The 26,183-nt window shown below is 34.4% G+C and carries 12 protein-coding genes; 5 read left to right on the forward strand and 7 right to left on the reverse strand.

Annotated features, from left to right (window positions below):
• Positions 1–82: 82 nt before the first annotated feature.
• From HNP25_RS05790 to HNP25_RS05820, 7 genes are all read right to left on the reverse strand, one after another.
• Entirely contained in the window at positions 83–2,539 is a 2,457-nt protein-coding gene (locus HNP25_RS05790) for a hypothetical protein (RefSeq protein ID WP_184131719.1), read from the reverse strand.
• Between the two features lie 73 nt (positions 2,540–2,612).
• Positions 2,613–4,325, reverse strand: a complete 1,713-nt coding sequence (locus HNP25_RS05795; RefSeq protein WP_184131722.1) for a RagB/SusD family nutrient uptake outer membrane protein — start codon at positions 4,323–4,325, stop codon at positions 2,613–2,615.
• A gap of 18 nt (positions 4,326–4,343) precedes the next feature.
• On the reverse strand, positions 4,344–7,748 hold the full coding sequence (locus tag HNP25_RS05800) for a SusC/RagA family TonB-linked outer membrane protein (RefSeq protein ID WP_184131725.1): 3,405 nt from the start codon (positions 7,746–7,748) through the stop codon (positions 4,344–4,346).
• Between the two features lie 179 nt (positions 7,749–7,927).
• The gene (locus HNP25_RS05805; RefSeq protein WP_184131730.1) at positions 7,928–9,031 is read right to left on the reverse strand and encodes a FecR family protein; all 1,104 of its coding nucleotides are present in this window, start codon (positions 9,029–9,031) and stop codon (positions 7,928–7,930) included.
• An 83-nt stretch (positions 9,032–9,114) separates the two neighbouring features.
• The gene (locus HNP25_RS05810; protein WP_184131733.1) at positions 9,115–9,705 is read right to left on the reverse strand and encodes an RNA polymerase sigma factor; all 591 of its coding nucleotides are present in this window, start codon (positions 9,703–9,705) and stop codon (positions 9,115–9,117) included.
• A 431-nt stretch (positions 9,706–10,136) separates the two neighbouring features.
• Positions 10,137–12,137: a heparin-sulfate lyase HepC gene (hepC, locus tag HNP25_RS05815; protein ID WP_184131736.1), complete on the reverse strand. Its 2,001-nt coding sequence runs from the start codon at positions 12,135–12,137 to the stop codon at positions 10,137–10,139.
• A gap of 50 nt (positions 12,138–12,187) precedes the next feature.
• Positions 12,188–13,687, reverse strand: coding sequence for an SGNH/GDSL hydrolase family protein (locus tag HNP25_RS05820; RefSeq protein ID WP_184131738.1), 1,500 nt, complete (start codon positions 13,685–13,687; stop codon positions 12,188–12,190).
• Between the two features lie 583 nt (positions 13,688–14,270).
• Between HNP25_RS05820 and HNP25_RS05825 the strand changes: the two genes are divergently transcribed.
• The 5 genes from HNP25_RS05825 to HNP25_RS05845 all read left to right on the forward strand — a co-directional run bounded on the left by HNP25_RS05825 (position 14,271) and on the right by HNP25_RS05845 (position 26,029).
• Positions 14,271–15,467 carry a glycoside hydrolase family 88 protein gene (locus HNP25_RS05825; RefSeq protein WP_184131741.1) on the forward strand — a complete coding sequence of 399 codons (1,197 nt, stop codon included), beginning with the start codon at positions 14,271–14,273 and terminating at the stop codon, positions 15,465–15,467.
• Between the two features lie 292 nt (positions 15,468–15,759).
• Positions 15,760–18,924, forward strand: a complete 3,165-nt coding sequence (locus HNP25_RS05830) for a SusC/RagA family TonB-linked outer membrane protein (protein WP_184131743.1) — start codon at positions 15,760–15,762, stop codon at positions 18,922–18,924.
• 21 nt (positions 18,925–18,945) lie between these two features.
• A complete protein-coding gene (locus HNP25_RS05835; RefSeq protein WP_184131747.1) occupies positions 18,946–20,607 on the forward strand; it encodes a RagB/SusD family nutrient uptake outer membrane protein in 1,662 nt (553 codons plus the stop codon).
• A gap of 303 nt (positions 20,608–20,910) precedes the next feature.
• Positions 20,911–24,399 (forward strand): chondroitinase family polysaccharide lyase, encoded by a 3,489-nt coding sequence (locus tag HNP25_RS05840; RefSeq protein ID WP_184131750.1) that lies wholly within the window; start codon positions 20,911–20,913, stop codon positions 24,397–24,399.
• A gap of 91 nt (positions 24,400–24,490) precedes the next feature.
• Positions 24,491–26,029 carry an alpha-L-fucosidase gene (locus tag HNP25_RS05845; RefSeq protein WP_184131753.1) on the forward strand — a complete coding sequence of 513 codons (1,539 nt, stop codon included), beginning with the start codon at positions 24,491–24,493 and terminating at the stop codon, positions 26,027–26,029.
• Positions 26,030–26,183: the final 154 nt, after the last annotated feature.

Below are 26,183 nucleotides of genomic sequence, written 5' to 3' on the forward strand. Positions count from 1 at the left end.
CTAAACTAATCAACTATCGAAACGATATTCTCTAGCTTTATTCATTCAAATGATAAGATATGAAAAATATACTTCTTTCAGATTATTGATATGACAGCCAAGTTGTGGCTTGGCAATTAGTATTGGTAGAAAAACGAATCCATCTTGCTTGAAAATCGTTGGCAAAAGTATGCTCAAATGTTTCGTTGGGTTTCACTGTAACTTCTTTATAAGTCATCCAAGGGCCATGACCAATTGGCTCAACTTCAATCTTGAATGTAACAGCTTGGTTAGATTTATGAGAAATTTTTAAGCTCTTTTTGTCATAAAAACCAATCAAATATGGATCTGATGGGATATTTGCTATAACTGAAGTATTTTTCCACGGGCCACCTTGTCCAATTGGTTTACCTAATTTCCAAAGATCATCAATTGTACCAGCCCAAACCTTCGCTTTACCATCATTTGATACAATAACATGTTCGCCTGCTGGAGTTTGTTTGTCCAAGCCTGTCATTACCAATAAACCACGATAAGATGCATAATCATGTACAGATAAAGAATGCGAAGCCACAGGCCTAATTTTGGCAAACCCATCTGCATTTTCGGCTGGAAGTTCATAAAATGTACCATGTAAATTCATCAAGTCTCGTTCGGTTGCAACTTCTCGGCAAATACGTAAGGAAGCCCCCGATATTTTATCCGTAAATTTTTCGTTTCCTTTTGGGAATCTCCATCTCCTTCCGTTATCATCAATTACCAAAATTGACGCATCCTCAACAGTTACAACATCCTTTGGAATGGCAAATTTAGTTCTTATAAAATTAGACATGTCACTATCATTTTTTCTGACAAGATTCATAGCACTATCTAACTCATAGTATCCTGTTTCTATAAACTTATCTTTTGAAAAATCACCTGCTAAAATGCCTAATTTACGACGGTTTTCACCTAAAGCATATAACAAGCCTCCCGAAATATCTTGACTATTGATAGATGCTAGTCCGTTAAATATTTTATCAGTGCTAGCGACAAAACGAGTGTCATCCGTATAATTAAAATTAATCGTTGCGGTTGTGTTTTTATTAGATTTTACCTTTATCCACTCACCCTTTTCAGTCGGAAGGAAAGAAATAGAAGTAGCATTTCCTGCTTTCACTAATACAGAACGAAGGACTTTCCACGAACCTTTTCCATTAATATCAACCTCAAAAGTAAAGTTAACATCCTCATTTCCTGCATTATGAATCCATGCTATTCTTTTTCCCCAGCCTGAAAATAAAAAGGGGTCGGAACTTACATTTGCCTCAATTTTCTCAGAAAGCCAAATAGCACCTTGGGCCGTATTCGGGCCTAATTGATCAGGTGTATTGCTTGATGTAAACCATAAATTTGAATTTGATTGCCCAGGACCTTCGATTTTACCTTTCGTTTTCCTTTTGTTCAAAAATTCTTTTTGTGCTGAATCGTCACAACCAAAAACTAAGCCATTTTGCCAACGTGTATAATCTCCAATTACTTTCAAATATGCTGAACGTGGGCGAATTCCTGCTGTATTGTTCGAAGTAAATGTATTCGGGAACTGCCAAAACATTCCGTGCATCGTCATTAAATAATCTGGTTTCCCAGCTGTACCAATATCTCTGATACGTGGCCACTCGGTATTCCAACCATGAGCTCCATCGTAAGAGTGACTAGCTTTGGGCAATCTAAAAAACGTCCATTTATTATTATCTCTCACTCCTAAAAGCACCGATTTATGATCCCAACCTGTTGCCCAAATAGGATCTGTCTCAGGATTTGAATTACCATAGATACCACCAGGACCTGTTATCTCAGTAAACTGATTGCGACGAATAACTTTCCATCTTTTACCATCCCATTCTGATAAACTACCCGACTCAATATCAAACTGTTTCAAGGCTTTTTCACCAGGTTCGCCATTGTCAGAATACACCATTACTCCTTGCCCTGAATATACTCCTTTGCCATGTGCACCTGGTAGTAATAATCCATTTTGATTAGGTTTTGTATCATCCCTATGCTTATCGTTACCATCTTTATAAAGCATGGTAGATTCTAATGTTTTTACATCTACTTCATAAAAACCTTCTTCCATTGTCGCATAGTAAATTTTATTGGCAGGATTAGTTAAATGCCTAGCATTACCTGTATGACGACCTTGCATTTGTGAATAAGGGATCGTTCTAACCAACCCATTACTAGCAATAGCATAAGGGCCAATAAAAAGTTGATTACTTTCTTTGTGAATCATGCGATTTGCGGGGGTACCACCAATACTTCCATCAAATATTTTTTTATCCAAATTTGGGCTAATTTCGTACAGCTTATCACTAGAGCCAAAAGGTAAGTGTGGACCATAACTGATTACCCATAAGCGGTTTGCCCATGGTACAACTGCTCCTGTCCCACATTCTCCTTCATTATTATAATACGCTAAATGGGGGTAAATCCCACTGAATTGACGATATGAAGACTTAACTTGTGCTTTAATAACTAGACTAAAAAGGAGTATTGGAATTATTAGTAATTTATTCATTTGATTTCATTTTTTAAATAAAGTATTTCCTATTAAAGAAGTACAACTGATAGACACAATAAATAAAGCTTATTTAATATCCTTCATTTTGTTTCATGTTGGAATTTATCTGGATTTCTGCTGTTGGGATTGGCCATAGATATTGACGATTGTTCCAAGAAGTTGGTACTAAGTTTTTGATAAGTCCCGTTTTTGACATTTCAGTAAAATCTGGAATCCCATTTTCATCAATGGTCGGTGTACCCGCAAAAAACCAAAGGTTTTTATCAACTACTTTAGCTTTTAGATCAACTGGATCAAGTAAGCCGTAAATTGGTTGATTCAGTACTTTTTCTGCGATTTTCCAACGAATAATGTCCATGTAGCGAAGCCCTTCCATTGCAAATTCCATTCTGCGTTCTATCCGTAGGATTTTACGCAAAGAGATTTGATTTTTCTCTGTAATGGCTGGATATGTACTTGTTTCTGTCGGTATGGCTTTGTAAGCTCTTGCCCTCACAGCATTCATCGCATCCAAAACGGTATTATCAATTTCGTTTAGTTCAATTTTAGCCTCAGCATACATCAACAAAATGTCGGCATATCGTATAACTACTTGCTCTGGTTCTATCAAACGACCATTTGTCAACCACGAATCATCAATACCTTTTTTCCAAACTAGCCCATTAAAAGACGCAAATTGAGCATTAACACGGTTGTCGTTATTAGTCACTTTGGTATTAGTACTGATACGGGTTACCTGCAAAGTATAAGGATTTGGATCATAAATAAAGCCTAAATGCGGTTGTCCAAATTCAACAATGGTAGCTGTACAACGTGGGTCACGATTTTTGAATGGATTACGAGGGTCATATAATGACGATTTATCAATTGTTTTACCATCGGTACACAAGTATGAACAGAATAAATCCCATGTTGGATTGGTCGCAGCAAACCCTCCGGAATTTCTCGTAATTTTATCAGAAGTTGGTCCAAGCGTAATTTTTAATTCAAGTGAACGGGGTATCGAAAACACAATTTCCTTTGAATTTTTAGTGCTTTGTAAAAACAAATTGGCGAAGTCAGGATGCAACGAATATTGATTCAAATCCATACATGCTTTTGCAGCTTCAGCGGCTACTCTATAATCTTTTTCGTATAAAGCAAAACGAGCTTTCAGTGCTAAAGCAACACCTTTCGTTACTCTTTTTACTGCCGAAATCGGATATGACGTAGGCAAGTTTTTGGTTGCGAAATCAAAATCTTCATAGATTTTTGAGATGACAGTTTTTTTATCAGTACGCCCTTTGGTGTAAGCATCTTCAATACTGATTACCTCATCACTATATACCACATCCCCAAATTTATTAACTAATTTGGCAAATTGAGCAGCTCTATGAAATCGGGCTTCTGCCAAATATATATCCAATTTAGCTTGGCTAACTTTAGCTTTTGTTGTGGCACTATTCAACGCAGCAATTGCTCTATTGGCACGAGCTATGGATTTGTAGCCGTTTCGCCAATAATCTGTTGAAAATGACCATTGGCTTGTTACTGTTCCTGATTTTACAGGAGAAAGTGCTTGACGATAAAAGCCGTCATCCGACAAGTAATTTACATTTACTCCATCTTCGTCCCATTGCCACCAATCTATTCTGTAAAGATCATTGAGAGCTAATTGGATTTCAGTTTCGTTAGAATACCATTTTTCGGCAGAAGGCTCAGCTAGAGGATATAAATCAAGTGTGTTTTGGCAGGAAGCAAATAATAGTATGCTCATCACTACACCAAATATTTTTGTTTTCATTGTCTGTCAAATTAATTATTAAAAACCTATTGAAAATCCGCCAATAAACGTCGAAACAATACCGATACCCTCTGGATCCCAGCCTTTTGGATAATTATTTATGCTAAAAATATCGCTGGCATTTACATAGAAGCGGATATTGTTAGACATAATTCGTTTTGTGATTTTTTGCGGAAGTGTATAGCCTAATGTTACATTTTTCAAACGGAAATATCCCCCATTGAACAACCAAAAATCTGACATTACTCTATTGAGTGGCTTATTTGTTTCGGTAAATCTTGGGAATTTTGCGGACGAATTCTGCTCGGCAGTATTATTCATACTAAACGTTTTTCCATCAAGATATACAGGAAAAACGCCAAAGTTTTCAGCATTGTAATCGGTATATGATAGGTTTGAAGTATTCTGATAACCAATACCTTGAAAAGTAATTCCTAAATCAAAACCATTATAATCCAATCTGAAATTTCCCCCATACATCCATTGCGGTTGTGAATTTCCTAGAAGTACTCGGTCATATTCTGGAGATATTTTTCCATCTGGTACTCCATTTGGTCCACTGATGTCGGTATATTTCAAATCCCCAACTTTCACATTACTACTTAGCTTTGGAGAATTGTTTACATCTTCTTGTGTTTGATAAATACCTTGTGATACGTAACCGTACCATTCATCAAACTGACTACCTTGTTTCTTGATTTTATCACCAATAAATTCTGTTCCGCCCAAATTTCCCATTTCAGATTTGAATTGTGAAAGATTAAGCGAAGCAGAATATCTCAACTTACCAATTTTATCTGTCCAACTTAAATCTAAATCAATCCCTTTAGTAGTCATGATTCCAGTATTTTGATTAGGGTTCTCAAAACCAACAAAAATCGGTATTTGGAGTGCTAAAAGCATATCCTTCGTTTCCTTCTGATAAGCATCAGCTGTTAATCGTAAACGATTTTTCAGGAAATAAGCATCTAAGCCAACATCAATCGAAGAAGTTTTTTCCCAAGAAATATCTTTAATTGCATATTGTAACTGAGCCGCTGTTTGCTGAGAAGTAGCAACATTATTCTGATAAAAAAGAGCGTTACTAAAGCTCATTATTCCCACAGAAGGATAATTTCCGATACGTTCGTTACCCAAAGTTCCCCAAGAAGCTCTCAATTTTAAAAATGAAAAGAGCTGTTGTTTCTTAAAAAACTCTTCTTCACTCACAATCCACCCTGCCGAAACAGAAGGAAAAGTTCCCCAACGATAATCGGCATTAAATCTTGATGACCCATCTCGACGAACATTCACTTGAAGTAAATATTTATCTTTGAAATTATATGTTACTCTACCGAAATACGAACGATAGGCCGTTTCGTAAGCAGTACCAAAATTATCTCTGAAAGCTGCTGGCCCTTGATTGAGATAAGGATAAGTATCGAACAAATACTGATCTCGAGAAGCACCGACCATATCGCTTTTGAAATAATAGTTTTCATACCCTAGTAAAGCTGTAATCTCGTGATTGCGAACCGATTTGATATAATTACCCAAAACTTGAGTGGTTAAACTAAAATTATTGGTTCGGTTTTCATCTAAACGAGTTGTAAGGCTACCTCCTATCAAAGAAGTCAAATATTGATTAGGATCTGTAGCAGAATATATATCAACTTTTTTATCGAACCTTTTCTGAATATTAAAATCAAAAATTGGAGCAAGAATGGCGGAAAACTTCAAACCTTCTAATGGTTTTACATCTAAAGCAATCCGTCCACCAATTTGATTATAATTGATATTGTTAGTTCCTCCAGATTTAATCTTTCCATAAATATTTTCGCCAGCTTTACCATCTGCTAGACGACCGTCAGCCCATATTGCTGGATAAATTGGAACGGCAATTCTGATACGACCCAACGGATCGCTGGCAGTTGGGTCAAGGGTGTTCGTCCGTTTGAAATTAAAATCTATTGTCCCTCCAATAAGTTTATTTATCGTAAAATCATTATTTGACCGCACAAAGACACGGTTATAGTTTTTGTTCTCATAAAAACCTCCTATTTTTTCGTAACGTACAGAGGCATTTGATTTTACAAACTTAGAGCCTCCTATCACACTTATACTATGAGCCTCTCTAGAAGCCATTTTATTGAGCGTGAGATTCATCCAATTTGTATCTGGATATTTATCTGGATCAGTTATATGTTTTTGATTGTAATCAGTCAGTAAATCCTGACTAAAAGTTGGAAATTTGTTTGCATTGTTCCCTGCATCATTCCAGCGAAGTTCATTTACCAATTCCATATATCGGGAAGCTCCCATATATTCTGGCAATTGTGTAGGTTTATCAAAACCTCGCTCATAACTATATTGTAACGAGGCTTGGTCAGTCTTTGCTCTTTTAGTTGTTATCAATATAACTCCAGCGGCTGCACGTGAACCATAAATTGAGGCAGAAGCGGCATCCTTTAACACCGAAAGGTTATCAATATCGTTTGGATTTACTTGGTTTACATCAGATACAGGCACGCCATCAACAATTACCAATGGATTTGAATTACCTATAGTTGTAATCCCTCTGATACGAATGGAGGCGTCACCCATTGCACCATTTGCTCCATTTCTACTTACTAAAACTCCTGACATTGCACCTTGTAATGCTTGTGAAACTTGAGTCTCTTTACGATCTTTAAAGGTATCTGCATTGATGGTTGCAACCGCACCTGTTAAGTCTTTTTTCTTGGTGGTACCATATCCTACTACTACCACTTCTTCAAGTGACTTATTATCAATCGTAAGACTGATGTTTATTTCCGTTTTTCCAGTAATTGAAACCTCTTTGCTAATATACCCAACCGATGAAACAACTAAAATATCGTTCTCATTTTCAATACTAATTTTGAATTTACCATTAGCATCTGTTGTTGTACCCCTTTTGGTTCCTTTTATTAAAATGGTAACTCCAGGCAAAACTGAGCCATTATCATCTCTTACTGTTCCAGAGATGCTTTGCTCGACAATAGCTTCTGTGTGTTCGCTGACGTCCTCTTCTGAGGTTTCACTGGGAGTATTGCGGACGGGTTCTTCATTTCGAAGAATAATTTTATTACTTACTACTAAAAATTTAATATTCAAAGGCTTAAGTACTTTTGAAAGCACCTCTGATAGTAGTTCATTATTAGCAGTTATACTCACTTGTTTATCAAGTTTTATCATCCTTGAATTAAAGGAAAACTTGACATCTGCTGATTTCTCAAGCTTCGTTAAAACTTTTTCTAAGGTAGCCTCTTTCATGTTGATACTTACATGCTTAGCTAGCATTTCTTGACCATTGACGGTCGTTGCCATCGTCACGGATGAAAAAGCAACTACTATAAAAGATTGCAAAAAGGACATTTTCACGATTTGGTAAAGCAACCGCTTGCAGTTAAAAGTTTTTTTCATACTTTTGATTTGTTTTTGTTTAATACTGATTCTCGTTGGTTTAAGCAAAATAATCCCCGATAACCTTTAGCAGAGGGTTATATCTTTTTTAAAAAAATGGGAAATTACTGGCGTTAAAAATGTAGCAGCATTTTTAACGCTTTTTTGATTGTTTTTTCTTCATATAGTCTGAGTAGTGTTTAATTACAACCATTTGAATAAATGGTTATTTGGTTACCATTCATTTCATATTTAGTGTTTCCTCCCAAACTCTCACAAATAATCTTAAGTTTTTCTGGAAGTGGCTGATCACTCAGAGATGTTGTAAGATAGCAGTCTTTCAACTTTTCTTGTGGGTAATCAATTTCAACTAAATATGCTTGTTTTAGTCTTTCAAATATTTGGCTAACAGGGACATCAATGAATTCAAAATTTAGTTTTTCTATTGTTGTAAGGTCGTTAATATCTTCAGGCTTATTCGTATTAATAGCGACTATAGGGTCAAATGCTAAATCTTTTCGTTGAAAACGAACAGATTGGTTTGGAAGTAATAAAACAGATTGATTGGCAGGTTGAATCTTTGTATTCGAACTAATACTTACTTTTCCAGTCCGAACAACAACATCTACATTTTCATTATCTTTATACGCTTTTATTCTAAAACTTGTTCCGATAACTTTTGTAACCACTTCGTTAGCAAATACCCAAAAGGGCTTTTCCGGATTTTTACTAATTTCGAAAAATGCTTCTCCCAAAAGATATACTTTTCTTTCTTTTCCAGTAAAAAAATTGGGATAGCTCAGTTTACTATTAGGTTGTAATAATATTGAGCTACCATCAGAGAGAGTAATTAATTGAGGTTTATTAGTATTATTGGCTTGTTCAATTAGCCCACCGTTTTGTTGGCTAACTAACTCATCATAACCCAAATATTTTGACTGTAATGTAGTTTGTTGTTGATATACCCAGAACAAGCACATACCCACCAATAAAATAGCTGCCATTTTTTTGACGGTTGATAATTTTAAAACCCTAACCAAATACCCTTGTTGATTAGTGCGGTCTTGTTTGTGAATTTTTTCCCAAGTATGTCCTAAAGCTTCTTGAATATCCTCTTTCTGTACTTCTTTTTCACGAATCTGCATCGCCAATAAATATAAACGAGCTGATTGCATAAGCTCTGTAGATTCGTCTTTAGATAACGTCCATTCATACCATTTGTCATGGTGTTTACCTTCGAGAACCCATTCTTTAAATGAGCTATCACTCAGGAAGTCGTCTATTGATTGATAAGTTTTTCGCATTGTCCTATGGAAATGGTTTCAAAACTAGAGAGGACAGCTTTTTTTGTAGATACTCATCCTTTTGTATTTTTTTTCTAAAAAAATTAAATAAACCTTGAAAGGACTAGAAATAAAAGGGCTAAGTCACCAGACCAAGCAGTTCTAAGATGTTGTAATCCTCTATAGATAAGATTATTAGCAGATTGATAATTAATATCTAGGGCTTCAGCAATTTGTTCAACCGTAAGCCCTTGGTGGTATCGAAGGTATAACGCTTCCTTCTGTCTAGCTGGAAGCATATTAAGCAATTTATTTAGATGATTTACCTTGGAAGCCGTTATCTCATCATGGATGAGTTGTTCTTCAATTGAAAATTCGAGTAAAAAATCAAGTCCATCAACAGAAGCTGTTTGACGAAAAATATGCTCCCTTTCATATAGTCTAGCAATTCTCTTGCGTACACTTGAAAGAAGATATGCTTTTACCACTACTTTATCTTGAAGAGATTGTCTGTATAACCAAATATCTACAAAAACATCTTGTACACAATCTTGTACTTGATTGGAATGAGACATCAATGAACTTCCATAATTTACCATTGAACAAAAGTATCGCTCAAATAAACTAGAAAAAGCCCATTCATTACCCTCCCTTAAACTTTTCCACAAGGTTTCGTCACTAATATCCAATGCCATATCATTAAAGAAGATTGATTGATAAAACAAAAGTAATTTATTTTTTAATTAATCAAAGAAACAACTCTGACATGTTATCAACTACAGTGTATAAAGATGTTGTGGATACTTTCGTACTCAATCCTTTCTAAAAGTTAAATTTCAAATGCAATTTTTTTAAAATGAAACCTTACAATAAATAACCCTTTAAATATACGTTAATGGTTAATAGTAAGCAAGTTATATATGAAGACTTTGAATAGCCTTAGTGAATCTGATAAGGAGGGATTTGAAATAATAGGCTTATAAAAAGAAGTAGATAAGTTGAGAAACTATTTTTTAATAGTAGATTCCCAAATTTATAAAAATCACAACTGTTTATAAATTTTGGAATCTACTATTAAAAATTCTGTGATTGTAGAAAACTACAAAAAATTACTCCATAGTCATTTCTACCATTCTGCTGAAAGGTTAAATGTTTTATTTTGAATTTTCACAACAGCTCCAACAGCCTTTTCCCCTATCTTTTTATTAATAAAATTTGCTTCGATTTTTGGCGGTATTTTCTCAAAGGGAGCAATCACAGTGATAAAACGTGTTGAAGTTGGAGTATTTTTCTGTATTTCAAAACCAAATGCTGGACGTTTTTCTTTCACTCGATATGATTTAGAAATCCATCCTTCTTCCTCAACCATTTTCATATTACTCTGACCAAATACTTTCAAACAGACATTATTGTTGTCTTGGTATTGTGTATTAATTGTATTTTTTGAGTTTAAATCAAGACTTGTCTCTGAAGGATACTGATAATGGATTCCTACTTTACCTGTAGCGTTTCCTATCGTTTCATCAATAATTACAAAGTACTGCTTATCAACAAAGAAGACAGAACGACGATGTTTCAAGTCAGCATATGATTGATTTTCGGTAACCAAAACATCTAAATTATTGTCTGTTTTCCAAAATAAACATTTAGAATTTGTGTTTTCAATATTTTTATTATTGAGCGTTAGGGTTTTATGAACCATTGTTTGACGAAACCAGTTACGTTCTTTCATGGTTTCTTCGTCACCACCATAAACGAATGAACCACCATCTGGAAAGAAATTACGGCCTTTGATATACAAATCAAAAGTTCCGTTATCAGGCTGGTTATGCCATGCCGCAGGAGGACCTGCTTTCAATACCATTACGGTTGCATCTTTACTCCAGCCATTTCTAAATGTAAAAAAACCAGCATCTTTAAAACCTCTTGATAAATATGGAGGTAATTTTCCTCTCTTCCCATCTGAAGCCATATAAGCAATTTGTTCATTTTCAGGAAAATATTTTTCCCAGTTTTGAAATTGCTTTGTACTTACATGAGCTCTCGCATCACTGAAGTGAGGAGAAGTATTATCTGGGAAAGTAGAATTTATTGTAGCAATAATCATTTTTTCAATTTTGTCTAAATACAATTTTGGAAAAGCATCCTTATAACCATTAATGGTAGCCAGCTCAAGTGATTGAAAAAATGTATGGATTGCCCCTAAATGATAACCTAAGTCTAGTTCCCACTGAAAGCCGTCTTGATAAACTTGTTTTTGGAGTTCCCTGGTTAATATATCAATTCCAGACGCTCTCCACTTGGCTGAGTTTTTAAGTTCAGGAAACACAATTCCTGCATATAGTACATACTGAGCTTCAAAAAGTAAATGATTCCCCCTCTCGCTATAATGTCGAGTTATATACTCAGCATGTCTATCAACGTTTGATAGAAAAGTCATTAAAAAGTCTGGTGTGAAATACTGCGATTTTTTAAAGTATTCTAAGCATTGACCCGCTACAGGTATTCTTCCACAGGCTTCTAAAGGTCGCCAAGCAAAGCTTTCATTCTCTAAATCTTTATCAGAAACAGACATGCCATTGATTGTTTTTTTTCCCTCAATCAATGGGTTTTTTTTTATCCAATCTAAATATTGAAATACCCATTCCTTTGCATACTTTTCATCGCCAGTTTTCCTAAATACTCTCCCCATTGAACTAAACCAACTATGTCGGTGTAATTGAAAACGGAGCTCATGATCTTTAACAGGCCAATAAGTCCAGTCTATATCTTTCCCATAGAAAAAACTTGGTTGAAAACCCTTGTGTGCATATAGTTTATGTTCAAGTGCTTCATCGGCTTTTTTAAAATCTTCAGCACTTGCCTGTATATTATTAAGGTTGATAGAGGGATCAATAATTCCAGTGCGATTTTGGTAATACTCAAGAATTTTTTGGGTTGCTTCTTGGGTGTTTCCTTTATCAAATGCTGCCTTAGCTTGCTCTAACCCTTTTCTATTCAAATCAATTAATGAACCGATTTTAGTATTATCAAACTGTGCTTTAATATCATAATTATAAAGCGATAATATTGTTATAAGAAATAGCAATAAAGGCATTTTCACAGTTGTTTTATGTAATTTTTTCATATTTGATATATGTTTTGAAATGATAAATTTCGGTTATGGCTTACTTGGATTTACTCAGAGTCCTTACTTCCTGAAACATAGAAATAGCGGATTCTTGCCACATTTCCATCACTCTTACTATTTTTATTAGATGACATTTTTAGTTTCAAAACGTGGTTACCCTTGGCAAGGTCTGGGTATAAGGTAAAGTACCAAGGCAAGTGAGTACTTTTACTCCAATTCGTAAATAAATCTGTTGGCTTCCATGGCCCATTATCTACAGAAGATAAAATGATTCCTGCATCAGAACCACTAGCAGTAGAAATTCCAACGGCTCGTCCTGTAAACTTAAAGGTTAATATTTCTTCTGGTGTTTCCGTAATCAGCATAGGAACATTTACATAGTCTTCTCTAGTACCTTTGTCATCCTTAGGTTTCCATGCTGGATTTATACTCCAACCTTCACTAAGCTCTGCATGATCAATATCAACCAAATAGCCTGATTCATAGCATAATGAATCTATTTTTGCAGGTAAGAGTGGAGACATGGTTTTTGCATTCATAAGCTTGCCTTCTCCCCAAGTTGTTTCTAAAAAATCTATAATTGATCTAGCATATACTCCTTGTCCAAAGGGTGAAGGATGTAAATTTATAAAATCATTTTTCCAGTCAAACTCTCCAATATTTATCCTATCAGTAACCTCTTTAGCTAAGTTTATAGAAGGTATCTGATAGGTATTTGCTACAAAATCGTGATTAAGAATTACATCAGGAATAACATTTTTTTTGTAGGAATCTATTTTCCCAGGATCCACAAAATATAGAAAAACAATGTCCACTAATGGATTAGTTTTTTTTGTATGTCGAACAATGCCTTCCATCGCACGAATTTGTTCTACCTTCGAAAAGTTATTCCCATTTGTACCATCATTGACGGCCGCTTCCTCAATAAGTAAATCTATTTTACCTTTTGATAAAACATCTTTTTCTAGTCTGAATGCAGCTGGAGTAGAACCCATAGAAGGGACTCCAGCGTTGATAAATTCAAAGGTGGTTTTAGGAAAGCGTTTTGTTAAATATTTCATTACCGAGTCTCTCCAACCGCCATTATAAGTTATAGAACCGCCCAAAAAGGCCACTCTTCCAAATTTCAGGGTATTAAATTGTAAAAAGGAGTTCCTTAATCCATTCCTTACTGTATGGTAGTTTGATGAACTTATTGGATTAATGAATGAGTTCACGTTACCAAGCATTATTTGACTATTAATTTCTGTATCAATTCTCCAATAATACTTTACCCCTTTTTTTAGATTTAAAGCAGCGGTATTATAAAAAGGCTTTTTTACTACTCCTCTATAAGAGGGAGATTTTATGTTTGCATGAGTCAATTCTTCCAGATTTTCAGAAATATAGATATGGTAACTCCCTATTTTAGTTGACTTCCAAGTGAGGATGGACTCTTTGTAGAGTGGTTTATTATTTTGAGGGTAAATGTCGCTCAGATTATCAGCAGATTGCCCCTTCGACATAATTACTGTTAGCAACAGCAAGAAGATTATTTTGACGTACATTGTGTTTATTAACAAGTTTATATTAAATAATTATCGAACGCAACCTGACTAACATTTTAATAAGAAGGGACTTGGCACTTTTATTAATATACCATAGACTTATTCAGTGGACTACAAATGTATCAGTTTGTTGGTTTTTCCTCTTTCAAATTTGTGCTATAACCTTTAGGTTTTGTCTTGAATGCAGCGTAATGTCCAAAATTTAGAGGCTACCTGAAAGAATCTTGATAAGATTTATAATCTTATGAATTAAAATGGTTGATAGCTAGTACTTAAAAATGTTTGAGGTTGAATGGATTGATAATAACTTGTAATTAAGGGAGCTCAAAAACTAAAATTAAGTTATAAGTTTATGAAGTCAGATGATGATTTGCTTTTCGTTGAAAGTAGTAAGGCAGATAAAAAGAGCAGAAGCAATCATTAAATATTAATATTTAGCCTTAAAATATATCAATTTCAACAAATTCAAAAGGATATTCAACAATAAAGAAAGGTTTTTAAAGTAGATGTGAAGAATTTTGATAAATCTTAATCAAGACAAAATACTAAAATAAATATTTATCATTATTTTCTTTTTATCAGCATGAAAAAAAAACTTATATTAAGCTTGCTCTTTGTTGCTATATTAAATAATTCAGGTTTTTCAATGTCTCACAAGACTCCTATTAAAAAAGATTTCACTTGGTTGAAAAAAGGAATTGAAACGGCCTCATTTCAATTAAAATTACTTTGCAAAAATACAAAATTAACTTATGATACAGTTGCTTATCCTAGATCTGTTAAAAATGGTGCGGTTACTTACGTAAATAGTTTTGATTGGACTTCTGGATTTTTCCCGGGCTCAATTTGGTATGGTTATGAATTAACTGGTGATAAACATTTTTTGAAAGAAGCTCGATATTTTACCAACGGCTTACAAAAAATTCAATACTATACTGGTAATCATGACATTGGATTTATGATGTATTGTAGTTTTGGCAATGCCATTAGATTAGCACCGAAAAATGGAGATAATGCTATCTTAATTAATTCTTCTAAATCATTGATTTCTAGATATAATCCCAAAGTTGGTTTAATTAGATCTTGGGATTTCGGAGCATGGAAATATCCCGTAATTATTGATAATATGATGAATTTGGAACTATTGTTTTGGGCGAGTAAAAAAACAAACAATCCTATTTATAAAAATATAGCAATAAGTCATGCTAATAAAACGCTCAATAATCATTTTAGGGAAAATATGAGCACCTATCATGTAGTAAGTTATGAGCCAAATTCAGGTAAAGTTGAGAGTAAAGGCACATTTCAAGGTTATGCTGATTCTTCCTCATGGGCACGAGGACAGGCATGGGCACTATATGGTTATACCGTTTGCTACAGAGAAACAAAGAACCCTAAATATCTAAAACGAGCTCAACAAATAGCGTCATACATTATGAATAACCCTTCTATCCCTTCTGATAAAATCCCTTACTGGGATTATAATGCACCAAAGATTCCAAACGAGCCAAGAGATGCCTCTGCAGCGGCTATCACAGCTAGTGCTTTATTGGAATTGTACCGAATTGGAGGAAATGAAAAAAAGTATTTCAAGTATGCAGAAGATATACTAAAAACACTATCAAGCGACTCATACTTAGCACAGAAAGGAGAAAACAATGGATATATTCTAAAACATTCTGTCGGATCTTTTCCCCATACATCCGAAGTTGACGTTCCTTTAAATTATGCAGATTACTATTACTTAGAAGGTTTACAACGATATATAAAGCAAATTTAACAAGACTAACTATCTTTAAAAAAATCTAACAACGAGGCTATCCACAAATAAAAAATACTCTCCCTTTTCCTAAATCACTGATAATTAAATCTATACAGCGTAAAAATTTAATAGTTTATTAAATAACATAACCACAAGTATCAAAGCTAAAGCTTTAGAATAATAGTAAGAAATCATTCTTACAAACATAACGCCTATCTATATATGTAAACTGAAACTCAATGTCAGCCAAATGAATTATAATCGAATATTTTAAAATCAAATTTAGAGTCATTTTATTTATTTAACCCTAATGAAAAATACGCTAATGAAAAAAAATTTATTATTAATACAGATTATCATGCTGTTCATGATTCATTTTAATTGTTTTTGCCAAGGTAAATTTTTGGTAAAAGGCAATGTGACAGATGAGAAAGGAGAACCAATTATTGGCGTTGCAATATTAGTTGTTGGTACATCCGTAGGGGCAATTACAAATACTGAAGGTAATTATACCATTCGATGTGATGAAAAATCAAAATTGAAGTTTTCCCATATTGGAATGGAATCACAGACTATTGATGTGAATAGTAAACAAAAAATAGACTTGGTTATGCACAGTTCAGCTGTTGATATGGACGAAGTCGTAGTACTTGGATATGCAACAACCAAAAAAAGAGATTTGACTGGCCCTGTTGGATCTATTTCGGCATCACAATTAAAAGACGTTCCTGCAACAAATCTTTCACAAATGTTAGCAGGTAGAGTTAGTGGTATGCAGGTTACACAGGCTTCAGGAGAACTTGATGCTACTGTTAATATCAATATTCGTGGTGGAACTTCAATTACGCAAAATAATTCTCCTTTGATTATAATTGATGGAATTCCCTCGCAATCTGGTCTATTGGGTATAGCTCCAAGTGATGTAGAATCTATTGAGGTACTCAAAGATGCTTCTACTACTGCTATTTATGGCTCTCGTGGTGCGAATGGTGTAATTATTGTAACGACCAAGAGTACTAGGGTACAAAAACCAAGCATAACTTACGAAAATTACTATGGCCTTAACAAAGTAAGTAATAATCTAAAAGTATTAGATGCTGCTGATTTTGTTCGTTTAGAATTTGAAAGACTTCGAGGTAATGACGCATCATTAGTTATTGCTAGGTATGGAGCCTACGCTGATATTGACAAAAACTATCCTCCAGGCTCGGGTGTAGATTGGCAGAAACAAACATTTGGAATTACACCACTTACGCAAATGCACCGTATCAATATTGTCGGTGGTGACAAAGTTACAAAATATAATATCTCTTACACCAGAAATGACGAAGAGGGTGTTCAAATAAACAGTGGTCTTGGTAGAAATACCCTACGATTATCCCTGAATACCAATATGAGTAAAAACCTTAACGTAAAACTAAATAGCAGTTATAGTAATCAAAGTGTTCAAGGACCATCCTTGACTGACTTGGGGAGTCGTATGGTGGCAATGTTACGCTTTAAGCCAACCGCTGGAATAACTGTACCTTTAGATCAGTTTATTAATGCCCCCGAAGATTCAATTGCTAGAGTTGTAGACCCTAGTAATATTAGCCTTTTTACCAATCCGATTGCAAATTTTTCTAGAGAAACGAATATCCGAAAAAATATAATTTTAACAGGTGGATTAAATGTTGACTATAAACTTTCTAAAAATATTATTTATCGAGGTGCTATAAATTATACTTACAGAGATGCCGAAAATGATATTTTTTATGCAACAGGACATTCTGCTGCTACAAGTGTTGGAGGGCCAAATGGTTCTATTGCTCATTCATATTCTAATAATCTTGTCTATAATAATACATTATCTTATTCTAAAATCTTTGATAAAAAACATGATGTTTTAGTATTAATTGGGCAAGAAGCACTCATTAATGAATATAATTCTTTGAGTTTAAGTTCATCTAAATTCCCTGATATTAATTTTGGTGTGGATGATATGGCTATGGGAGTTGTACCGCTTGCTCCAAATACAACAAGAAGCCAGAACAGAGCTTATTCCTTTTTCTCACGACTTAATTATCAATATAATGGAAAGTACTTGCTTACAGCAACTTTGAGAGGAGATGGTACAACTAAATTTGGAGTTAATAACAAATGGGGGTATTTTCCTTCAGGTGCTGTGGCTTGGAGAGCTATTGATGAATCTTTTATTAAAAATTTAAATCTATTCTCAAACTTAAAGGTTCGTTTTAGTTACGGAATCTCTGGAAATAGTAATATCGCTGATTTTCTATCCCTTAACTTATATAGCAGACAGCCTGTAAGCGTTAATAACGGAGCTGTATCTACTTATGGTACTGCAAAACTTGGTAATCCAAATTTAGCTTGGGAGAAAAACACAACTGCCAATCTGGGCTTTGATCTAGGCTTTTTTAACGACAAATTAACTGCAACTGTCGATTTATATGAAACCAATACTAGTAATTTACTTCTTAATGCAAATATTCCTTATTCATCTGGATATACATCAGTAATGAAAAATATTGGCTCAACACGCAACAGAGGTGTAGAATTTGATATTAATGCGGATATTGTTAGAAATACTAAATTTTCATGGCATTCCTCTCTGAATATGACTTTCAATAAAAATATGGTTGTCTCTTTGGCGGATGGTGCTGATTCTTTCGAAGCTACAAACAGCAACGTTGGCTATATTGTAAAAGTTGGACAGCCATTAGGACAGATGTATGGTTACCTTACCGATGGTATTTACACGACCGATGATTTTGACTATAGTGAAACTACTAAAAAATGGACGCTAAAATCAGATGTTGCTGTCGAGAAAGGTGTATCCCCCACTCCCGGTCTGATTAAACTTAAAAATATGGATAATTCGGATGATAAATTTATTACTAGCACTGATAGAGTTGTTATTGGTAATGCACAACCTTTGTTTTATGGAGGGTTCTCAAATACTTTTCGTTATAAAGGACTTGACATGTCTGTTTTCTTAAACTTTTCTTATGGAAATAATATATTTAATGGAGTAAGGTATAATCTCGAAAATCTATGGTTCAGTAATATGAACGTGCTTAAAGATGGTTTTGAGAGTCGTTACAGATATTATGATGAAAATGGGAGTTTTATTAAAGATTGGGCTTTACTTTCTGATTTGAACAAGAATGCTACAAAGCCTACTATCAATGGGATGGTAGTAGGAAGAACTTACTCTAATTTTGTTGAGGATGGTTCATTTTTGAGAATCAATAATATTTCAATTGGTTATACTTTCCCCACGAAATGGATTAAGAAAATTAAGGCAAGCAATTTACGTATATATATTTCCGTTAGCAATATTGCCACGATAACAGGTTACAAAGGCTTAGATCCTGAAGTATCAATTAATGCAAGTGCGATTACACCTGGTCTTGATTGGGGGGCTCATCCAAGAGTACGTTCAGGTGTTGTTGGTTTATCATTAACTTTCTAATTAGCTGTAAAAATCACGATAATGAAAACAATTTTTTTGTACCAAAATAAATTAGTGAAAAATTTCTTCCCAAAGAGATTACTATTCATTTCACTTTTACTGATAACAATGGATTCCTGCGATTTATCAGAAAATCCATACGGACAATATTCAACTGAAGGTTTTTATACAAATGTGAAAAGACTAGATTTAGCAGTATTGAATGTATACGCTTCTCTACAAACTAGAGCTAGTCATGGAGAGGTTTTGTTTACAGCTTTTGATAATGGTACAGATCTTTCTCATTTCCTAGGTGCTGGTGCAAGTACAGGTGCTCGAGGGATTGCTCATTATACAATTGATGCAAATTTCTCAGAAATAGAGAGTTTTTGGCGGGTATGCTATACAGGTATCAATACTGCAAATGATGTGTTAGCAAATATTGATAAAGTTCCAACTGCAAATCCTAACGATATTGCTACAAAAGCCAAGCTTGAAGCAGAAGTTAAATTTCTAAGGGCTATATATTATTTTAACTTAGTACGCTATTTTGGTGATGTTCCCCTAAAACTTGGCTCTAGTGTTTTAGGAGATGATTTTCAAATGCCCCGCACACCCAAAGCTGATGTATATGCTCAAATTGTCAAAGATTTGGAAGAATCTATTCCTGATTTGCCTTGGAACGACCAAGTTACTGTTAGTGAAAGAGCAACTAAAAACGCAGCAATGGGTATGTTAGCTCGAGTACAATTATTTAGAGGTGGGTACTCTCTTGATCAGGATGGTATTCGAAGAAGACCAGATAATTATAAAGAATATTATAATGAAGTGTTAAAATGGACTGATGAATTAATAAAATCAGGAAAAAATAGACTTAACCCTAATTATGAACAAATCTTTATTAATCAATGCAAATACCTTTTAGACCCTAAAGAAAATCTTTTTGAAATAGATCTAGTAGCTATTCAAGGTGTATTAACGAATGGATTTGTTGGCACAAGCAATGGGCTTACTACTGTTGCTGGTGTATACGCTAGAGTAGCACCTTGGACTCGAACTCATGGCTTTGCATACAGCAAATTTGAAACGGAAGACTTGCGAAGAGATATTTCAATTGCTACTTACTCCTTAAATTCTTCGGGTGTGAGAGTTCCAATTCCCGCCGATAAATCCTATGACTGGACTGCTGGAAAATGGAGTAGAATTTACCAGACGGACGACCAATTTAAGAACTTAACCATGACTAATATTAATTTCGTAGTGTTAAGATACTCAGATGTATTATTAATGAGGGCAGAAGCACTAAATGAAATTAATGGCGGTTCAACAGCCGAAGCTAATGAACTAGTTAATCAGGTACGTCGAAGAGGATACGGAAAGCCGATAATAGCGCCAAATGTGACAGTTGATATGCCTGTAGGGTTGAACAAACAACAATTTTTAAGCTATATTCAAGATGAAAGAGCAAGAGAGTTGATGTTTGAGGGAGGGATTAGGCGTTTAGACCTGATTAGATGGAATATTCTTGGAGATAAATTAAAGGAAGTTATTGATTTTCAGACAAAAAACCCAAAATTACTCGGAAAGTATAATTTCTCCGCACCCCAATTCTTTACACAAAATCAACATGAACTTTATCCCATTCCATTGCGAGAATTAAGAGAAAACAAAAAACTAATCCAGAACCCAGGATATAACTATTGATAAGTAAATCCATGAAACGCATTTTGTGAAGTGGTCCAGATTAAGTGAAAGATTACAAAGAGCCATTTACATTTATGAATTCCTAACCACTAATTATAAATGTAATGGGCTCTTTAACTTATATTATTTTAAGGCTAGCAGATTAAGAATTTATTTAATGTTAACTTTTTGTTAGAAAAATGAATGTCCTAAAAAATAAGAATTATATTTTTTCTATTGCTAACACACCATTCTTAAAAAAACAAGTTGCTATCATTTAATAAAAGAATATTTATCTTTTTTAACTTTCAATAACTATTTATCATGAAAAAAATAAAATGGATTTTCATTGCAACCTTGTGTTGTATTAGTAATTTGTTATGTGCACAAATTTTTTCATTCGAAGATGGAACCATTCCAAGTAATTGGACAACTACAGGAGGTACTTTATCATCATCCACTTTGAAATATAAATTAGGAACAAAATCGTTGAAGTGGGCATGGACTGCTGGTAGTTCGCTAACTGTCGATAATCCTGCTGGATTATCGACGGTTTCTTCTCATTTCAGAGGTGAACAAGGAATACATTTATGGATATATAATACTACACCAAGCACTACAGGAAAGTTGGTTTTAAATTTTTTAAATAGCTCAAATCAAGTAAAATGCCATATTGACTTTAATTTGAATTTTAAAGGATGGCGGTGCTTAATGGCTCGTTTTGTACCTGATATGGGGCATGATAAGACTACCCTCACCAAAATGGTGATTCAGGCACCAGCCACAGGTAGTGGTCAGTTTTATTTTGATCGATTGGAATTCCCTCTCAGTGTATCTTGGAAACGAAATTCCGATGCACAATATTCCGTTGTCCAAGCTCCGACTGTTCATGACTATATGGGTGTAAGAGCTTATGGAAATATCCCAACAACTTCAACACCAACGAGCGCTGAAGTACAAGGTATAAAGACAATCATTCAACGCTTAGAAGATTGGTACTTAGGTACTGGACAGTATGCTACTTCATCGAATTTTATTAGTAGAAAAAATGCAATTACAAGTCATATTACTTGGGCATATAATGCTAATCCTGATGACTTAAATCTAAGCATAGGGAGCGACAGCACAGTTACAGGCTCAGGTTTATTTGCAATTTCTAATGCTAATCCAACAAACGGTACGCCTATAAAGTACTTCAATAAGGTGACCACAGGTTCAATGTATCCATTAGCCATGGACTATCGCTTAAATAATAATCCATTGCGTAAAACACAGTGGCTAAATCAAATAGATTATTTACACGATCAAGGATGGGCAGATGGTAGTGCCCTTGGTGTATTTGCCGATGAAATGCTTAGAAGTTACAATTATTTTCATAGTATGTTTATAATGAGGAAAGAATTAGATCCTGTACGTTTAGCAAGAGAATTGAATACCATTAATTGGCAAAGTTTTTATGGGTATGTAAATAAGCCTGGTATGAAAATAGGAGACAATGCAGATTTTATCAGAAATCTAGGATATCCTAAAATGTTTTTCGCACTATTGCAAGCTGATTCTGTTAAGCAAGTTGCAGCACTTAAGCCAGTTGTCAACTATTTGAACATGGCTTTATCGCTTCAGCATGGATTCGGAGAGACATTAAAACCAGATTATACAGGATATCATCATGGCGGTGCCTATTTTTCTGCCTATTATAATGATATGCTATATGCTTCGGTGTGGTATTATTATCTTTTAAGAGGTACACCTTTTGAACTTTCTCAAACAACATATAATAATTTAAAGCAAGCCTTGCTGGCTTATAGATCTCTATCATCCTACTATGACGTCCCAAAATCTTTAACTGGAAGATTTCCGTTACAAACAGAAGTAGTACAAAAGCTACTCCCAGCTTTTGCAATGCTGGGTCTGTCAAAAAATCAACCTGACACGGCACTTATAGGGGCATTCAAAAGACTATGGAAACCAACAGTGAACCCTGTTAAGAAATTCGTGTCAACTGGAAATAGTGTAGGGAATCTGAATACTTTGGGAGAAATTGAAGTATGTTTAAAAGCAGCAGCTACTACAATTCCTGAGGAATTAAACCCACAAGAAGCCACATATTTTCCTTATGCAGGTACATTAGTACACCGTTCACCTACATTTCATTTTTCAGTGAAAGGATTTAGTAAATATGTTTGGGATTATGAAGCAGGGACTACAATAGGTGAGGGACTTTATAACCGCTATATAGGGTATGGACAATTTGATTACACTGATTTAATTACAAAAAGAAGAAATAATAATTACAGCACTACTATTGGAGTTTGGGATTGGAGCCGATTTCCTGGCACAACTTACAAATATTTACCTCTTGCACCATTAGCGTCTGTTTCAGGCACTGATAGAAACTTTTCAGATCAATCATTTTTAGGGGGAGTATCTCTAAATGATACTACATCAGTGATTTCTATGAAGCTACACGATAAAATGTTTGATACTACATTTTATGCCACAAAATCATATTTCGCATTCGGAAATACTGTTGTTTGTTTAGGAAGCGGAATAAAGAATAAATCCCAAACTGATCGTACAGAGACAACATTATTACAGCAAGTAGTGAAGACTGGTGAAAGCTTCAAGGTTAATGGCACCGATGTGACAGTTTCTCAAAATAACATCAATCAACCAATCATCAGAGATAATTTAGGTATTCGTTATATTGTTAAAAGGGGGAAGGTCGATATTATCAAAAGAGATACAATGTATGCTGCCGTTATCAACCATGGATTTGCTCCTAAAGACAGCAGTTACGCTTATTTCATGTTATTGCAAGGAAATCTTAGTCAGGAAACGGTTTACAGTAATCCGAGTTCTTGTCCAATTTCAATTCTCAGACAAGATAGTATTGCTCATATTGTTAAACACGTTGGAGACCAAACAGTTGGTTATGCTATTTTTAATTCAACAGCCAATTTGAATGATACTCTAATCAATAAAGTCAACATCCCTTCCTTAGTAATGTTAAAAAAACAATCAGATGGTAAATGTAAATTAGTAATAAGTGACCCTGATATGCACAGGCAAAGTGGAAAAGACTCAGATGCAGTCGTAAACATAGATCATGAAGAAAGTGGCTCATTTGGCTATGAGATTACACTGAATGGTTTATTTCAACTTGATGGCAATAATCCAGGCGTTACCTTAACTCAGGTTGGTAATACTACTAAATTGGCACTTACAGTAGTGGATGGTAAAGCTTATAAGATAAATTTAACAACTGGTCAATCACAAAACTCATTAGCAAAAGTGCTTGATTTTAGCGGAGAAAATAAACAAGGTACTGTATTCTTAAATTGGGAAACAATTGATGGGCATGCAATTGAAAGCTTTGTCATCGAAAAAAGTAATGATTTGAATGCTTTCTCACCAAAAGCAAAAATATATGCTACCCAAGGCTCTGTAAACGCTGTTTATAGTATAATAGACGAAAATATTGAATCTGAAACCTTTTATCGACTAAATGCGATTTCAAAAGATGGTAAAATCTTGGATTCTAAGACTATCTCAATTAATAGCGACCAAGTTAAAAGCGACATCATTTTTCCAAATCCAGCAACAGATAATATTACAGTTGACCTAAAACGAATACTTAAAGATATTGATGTATCGATATATGCTATTGATGGTAGGATAATCTTGAATAAATTTATTAGCGGAGATATCAAACAATTTAGTTTAGATGTAAGCGAATTAAAATCAGGAATATATTTTGTAAATATTGTGAGTGGTGTAAATGTATCACGACTAAAGTTTATAAAGAAGTAGGACTCCATTAGAATGTATTTGATGTTTACAGTACCCACATCAAATACATTCTATTCATAACAATAAATTCATTATTACAATACAACACAAAATGTCAAATCATTTCAACTTTCACAAAAGTATTAAAAGCGATATTCTAAAAGCACTAGTCTTGGTAACTACTTCGCTAATAAGTGGAGTGTCTCATGCTCAGGATTTAGACTTAAATGTTGCTAAAGGTAAATTTATTTCAACAGAAGAATCCTTAAAGCAGTATCAGTGTCCAGAATGGTTTCGAGATGCAAAATTTGGGATATGGTCGCATTGGGGAGCAGTTTCAGTGCCAGGATACGTTGGAAATTGGTATGCTCGTCAGATGTATATCCCTGGAACAAGAGAATATGAATATCATTTAAAAAACTATGGACATCCTTCTGAAGTTGGCTACAAGGATATTATTGCGATGTGGAAGGCAGAGAAATTTAATCCTGATCAATTAATGGATTTATTTAAGAAAGCCGGGGCTAAATACTTTGTCTCTATGGGAAGTCACCACGATAACTTTGACCTATGGAACTCTAAGTATCATGAGTGGAATGCTGTCAATTATGGTCCTAAAAAAGATATTGTTGGTTTATGGCAAAAAGCAGCTCTAAAAAGAGGCTTACGCTTTGGTGTAAGTGAACACATGGTTCGTGCATATAACTGGATGAATGCTAGTCATAACAGTGATAAAACAGGGCCAAAGGCAGGCATCCCTTATGATGGAAATGATCCAAAATATAAAGGCTTATACTTTGAGAAGCATGAAGACCAGAGTACTGCTTATCCGATAAATCCACCAGCTTGGTGGAAAAAAGAATGGTTTAATCGAGTACAAGATTTAATAGATAATTATAAGCCTGATTTGGTTTATACTGATGGTGGTATTCCGTTTGAAAAGGTTGGTCTTGATTTTATGGCTGACTATTACAACAAAAATATGAAGTGGCATAAAGGTAAATTAGATGCCGTATATAATTATAAAGATTTAAAAAACAACCTTGGAAATTATATTGAGGGTGCTGGTGTACAAGATGTAGAGCAGGGTTCACTGAAAGGAATTAATCCTTTACCATGGCAAACTTGTGAAACGCTCGCACAATGGTTTTGGACGAAAGAACCATGGAAACAAAAAAACGCTAGCGACGTTATCGTGATGTTGGCTGATATTGTATCGAAAAATGGAAATTTATTATTGAATGTTCCTCAAAAATCAGATGGTACGATTGATGATTGGGCAGAGCAATTACTGAAAGACATGGGGGCATGGATGTCTATAAATAGTGAAGCAATTTATGGAACACGTCCATGGAAAGTATTTGGAGAAGGACCTTCATTAGCTCCATTTAAAGGGATTCGTAGAGCAAAAGATTATACTGAAAAAGATATTCGTTTTACTACTAAAAAAGATATTTTATATGCTATTTGTCTTGGTTTACCTGTCTCAAGTATAAAAATACAAACCTTAGCAGGTGAAAAGATTCGTTCTGTTACTTTATTGGGTAGCAAGAAACCTTTAAAGTGGAAACAAGAATCAGATGGTTTAGTGATAGAACCTCTTGAGGCTTGGCCTTCTAAAAGTGCTGTTACTTTTAAAATTAGTTTATAAGTATTAAGGTTAAATTAATTGAGAATATAAACCTGTAAGGATTTGATTTTAAAGCTCTTATTAGTAGTTAATGATACAAATTCTTATAGGTTTAACTAAAAAACTTCCGAATACTTAGCATCTTATATTGCCAGAAGTTTGAATATTTTCATTC

Source organism: Arcicella rosea (assembly GCF_014204325.1).
In the GTDB taxonomy this organism is placed as follows: domain Bacteria; phylum Bacteroidota; class Bacteroidia; order Cytophagales; family Spirosomataceae; genus Arcicella; species Arcicella rosea_A.

What these genes read in the sequence shown, in the direction of transcription:
- HNP25_RS05790 (WP_184131719.1), bottom strand. Translation starts at nt 2,539, where the DNA reads ATGAATAAATTACTAATAATTCCAATACTCCTTTTTAGTCTAGTTATT.
- HNP25_RS05795 (WP_184131722.1), bottom strand. Translation starts at nt 4,325, where the DNA reads ATGAAAACAAAAATATTTGGTGTAGTGATGAGCATACTATTATTTGCT.
- HNP25_RS05800 (WP_184131725.1), bottom strand. Translation starts at nt 7,748, where the DNA reads ATGAAAAAAACTTTTAACTGCAAGCGGTTGCTTTACCAAATCGTGAAA.
- HNP25_RS05805 (WP_184131730.1), bottom strand. Translation starts at nt 9,031, where the DNA reads ATGCGAAAAACTTATCAATCAATAGACGACTTCCTGAGTGATAGCTCA.
- HNP25_RS05810 (WP_184131733.1), bottom strand. Translation starts at nt 9,705, where the DNA reads ATGGCATTGGATATTAGTGACGAAACCTTGTGGAAAAGTTTAAGGGAG.
- hepC (WP_184131736.1), bottom strand. Translation starts at nt 12,137, where the DNA reads ATGAAAAAATTACATAAAACAACTGTGAAAATGCCTTTATTGCTATTT.
- HNP25_RS05820 (WP_184131738.1), bottom strand. Translation starts at nt 13,687, where the DNA reads ATGTACGTCAAAATAATCTTCTTGCTGTTGCTAACAGTAATTATGTCG.
- HNP25_RS05825 (WP_184131741.1), top strand. Translation starts at nt 14,271, where the DNA reads ATGAAAAAAAAACTTATATTAAGCTTGCTCTTTGTTGCTATATTAAAT.
- HNP25_RS05830 (WP_184131743.1), top strand. Translation starts at nt 15,760, where the DNA reads ATGAAAAATACGCTAATGAAAAAAAATTTATTATTAATACAGATTATC.
- HNP25_RS05835 (WP_184131747.1), top strand. Translation starts at nt 18,946, where the DNA reads ATGAAAACAATTTTTTTGTACCAAAATAAATTAGTGAAAAATTTCTTC.
- HNP25_RS05840 (WP_184131750.1), top strand. Translation starts at nt 20,911, where the DNA reads ATGAAAAAAATAAAATGGATTTTCATTGCAACCTTGTGTTGTATTAGT.
- HNP25_RS05845 (WP_184131753.1), top strand. Translation starts at nt 24,491, where the DNA reads ATGTCAAATCATTTCAACTTTCACAAAAGTATTAAAAGCGATATTCTA.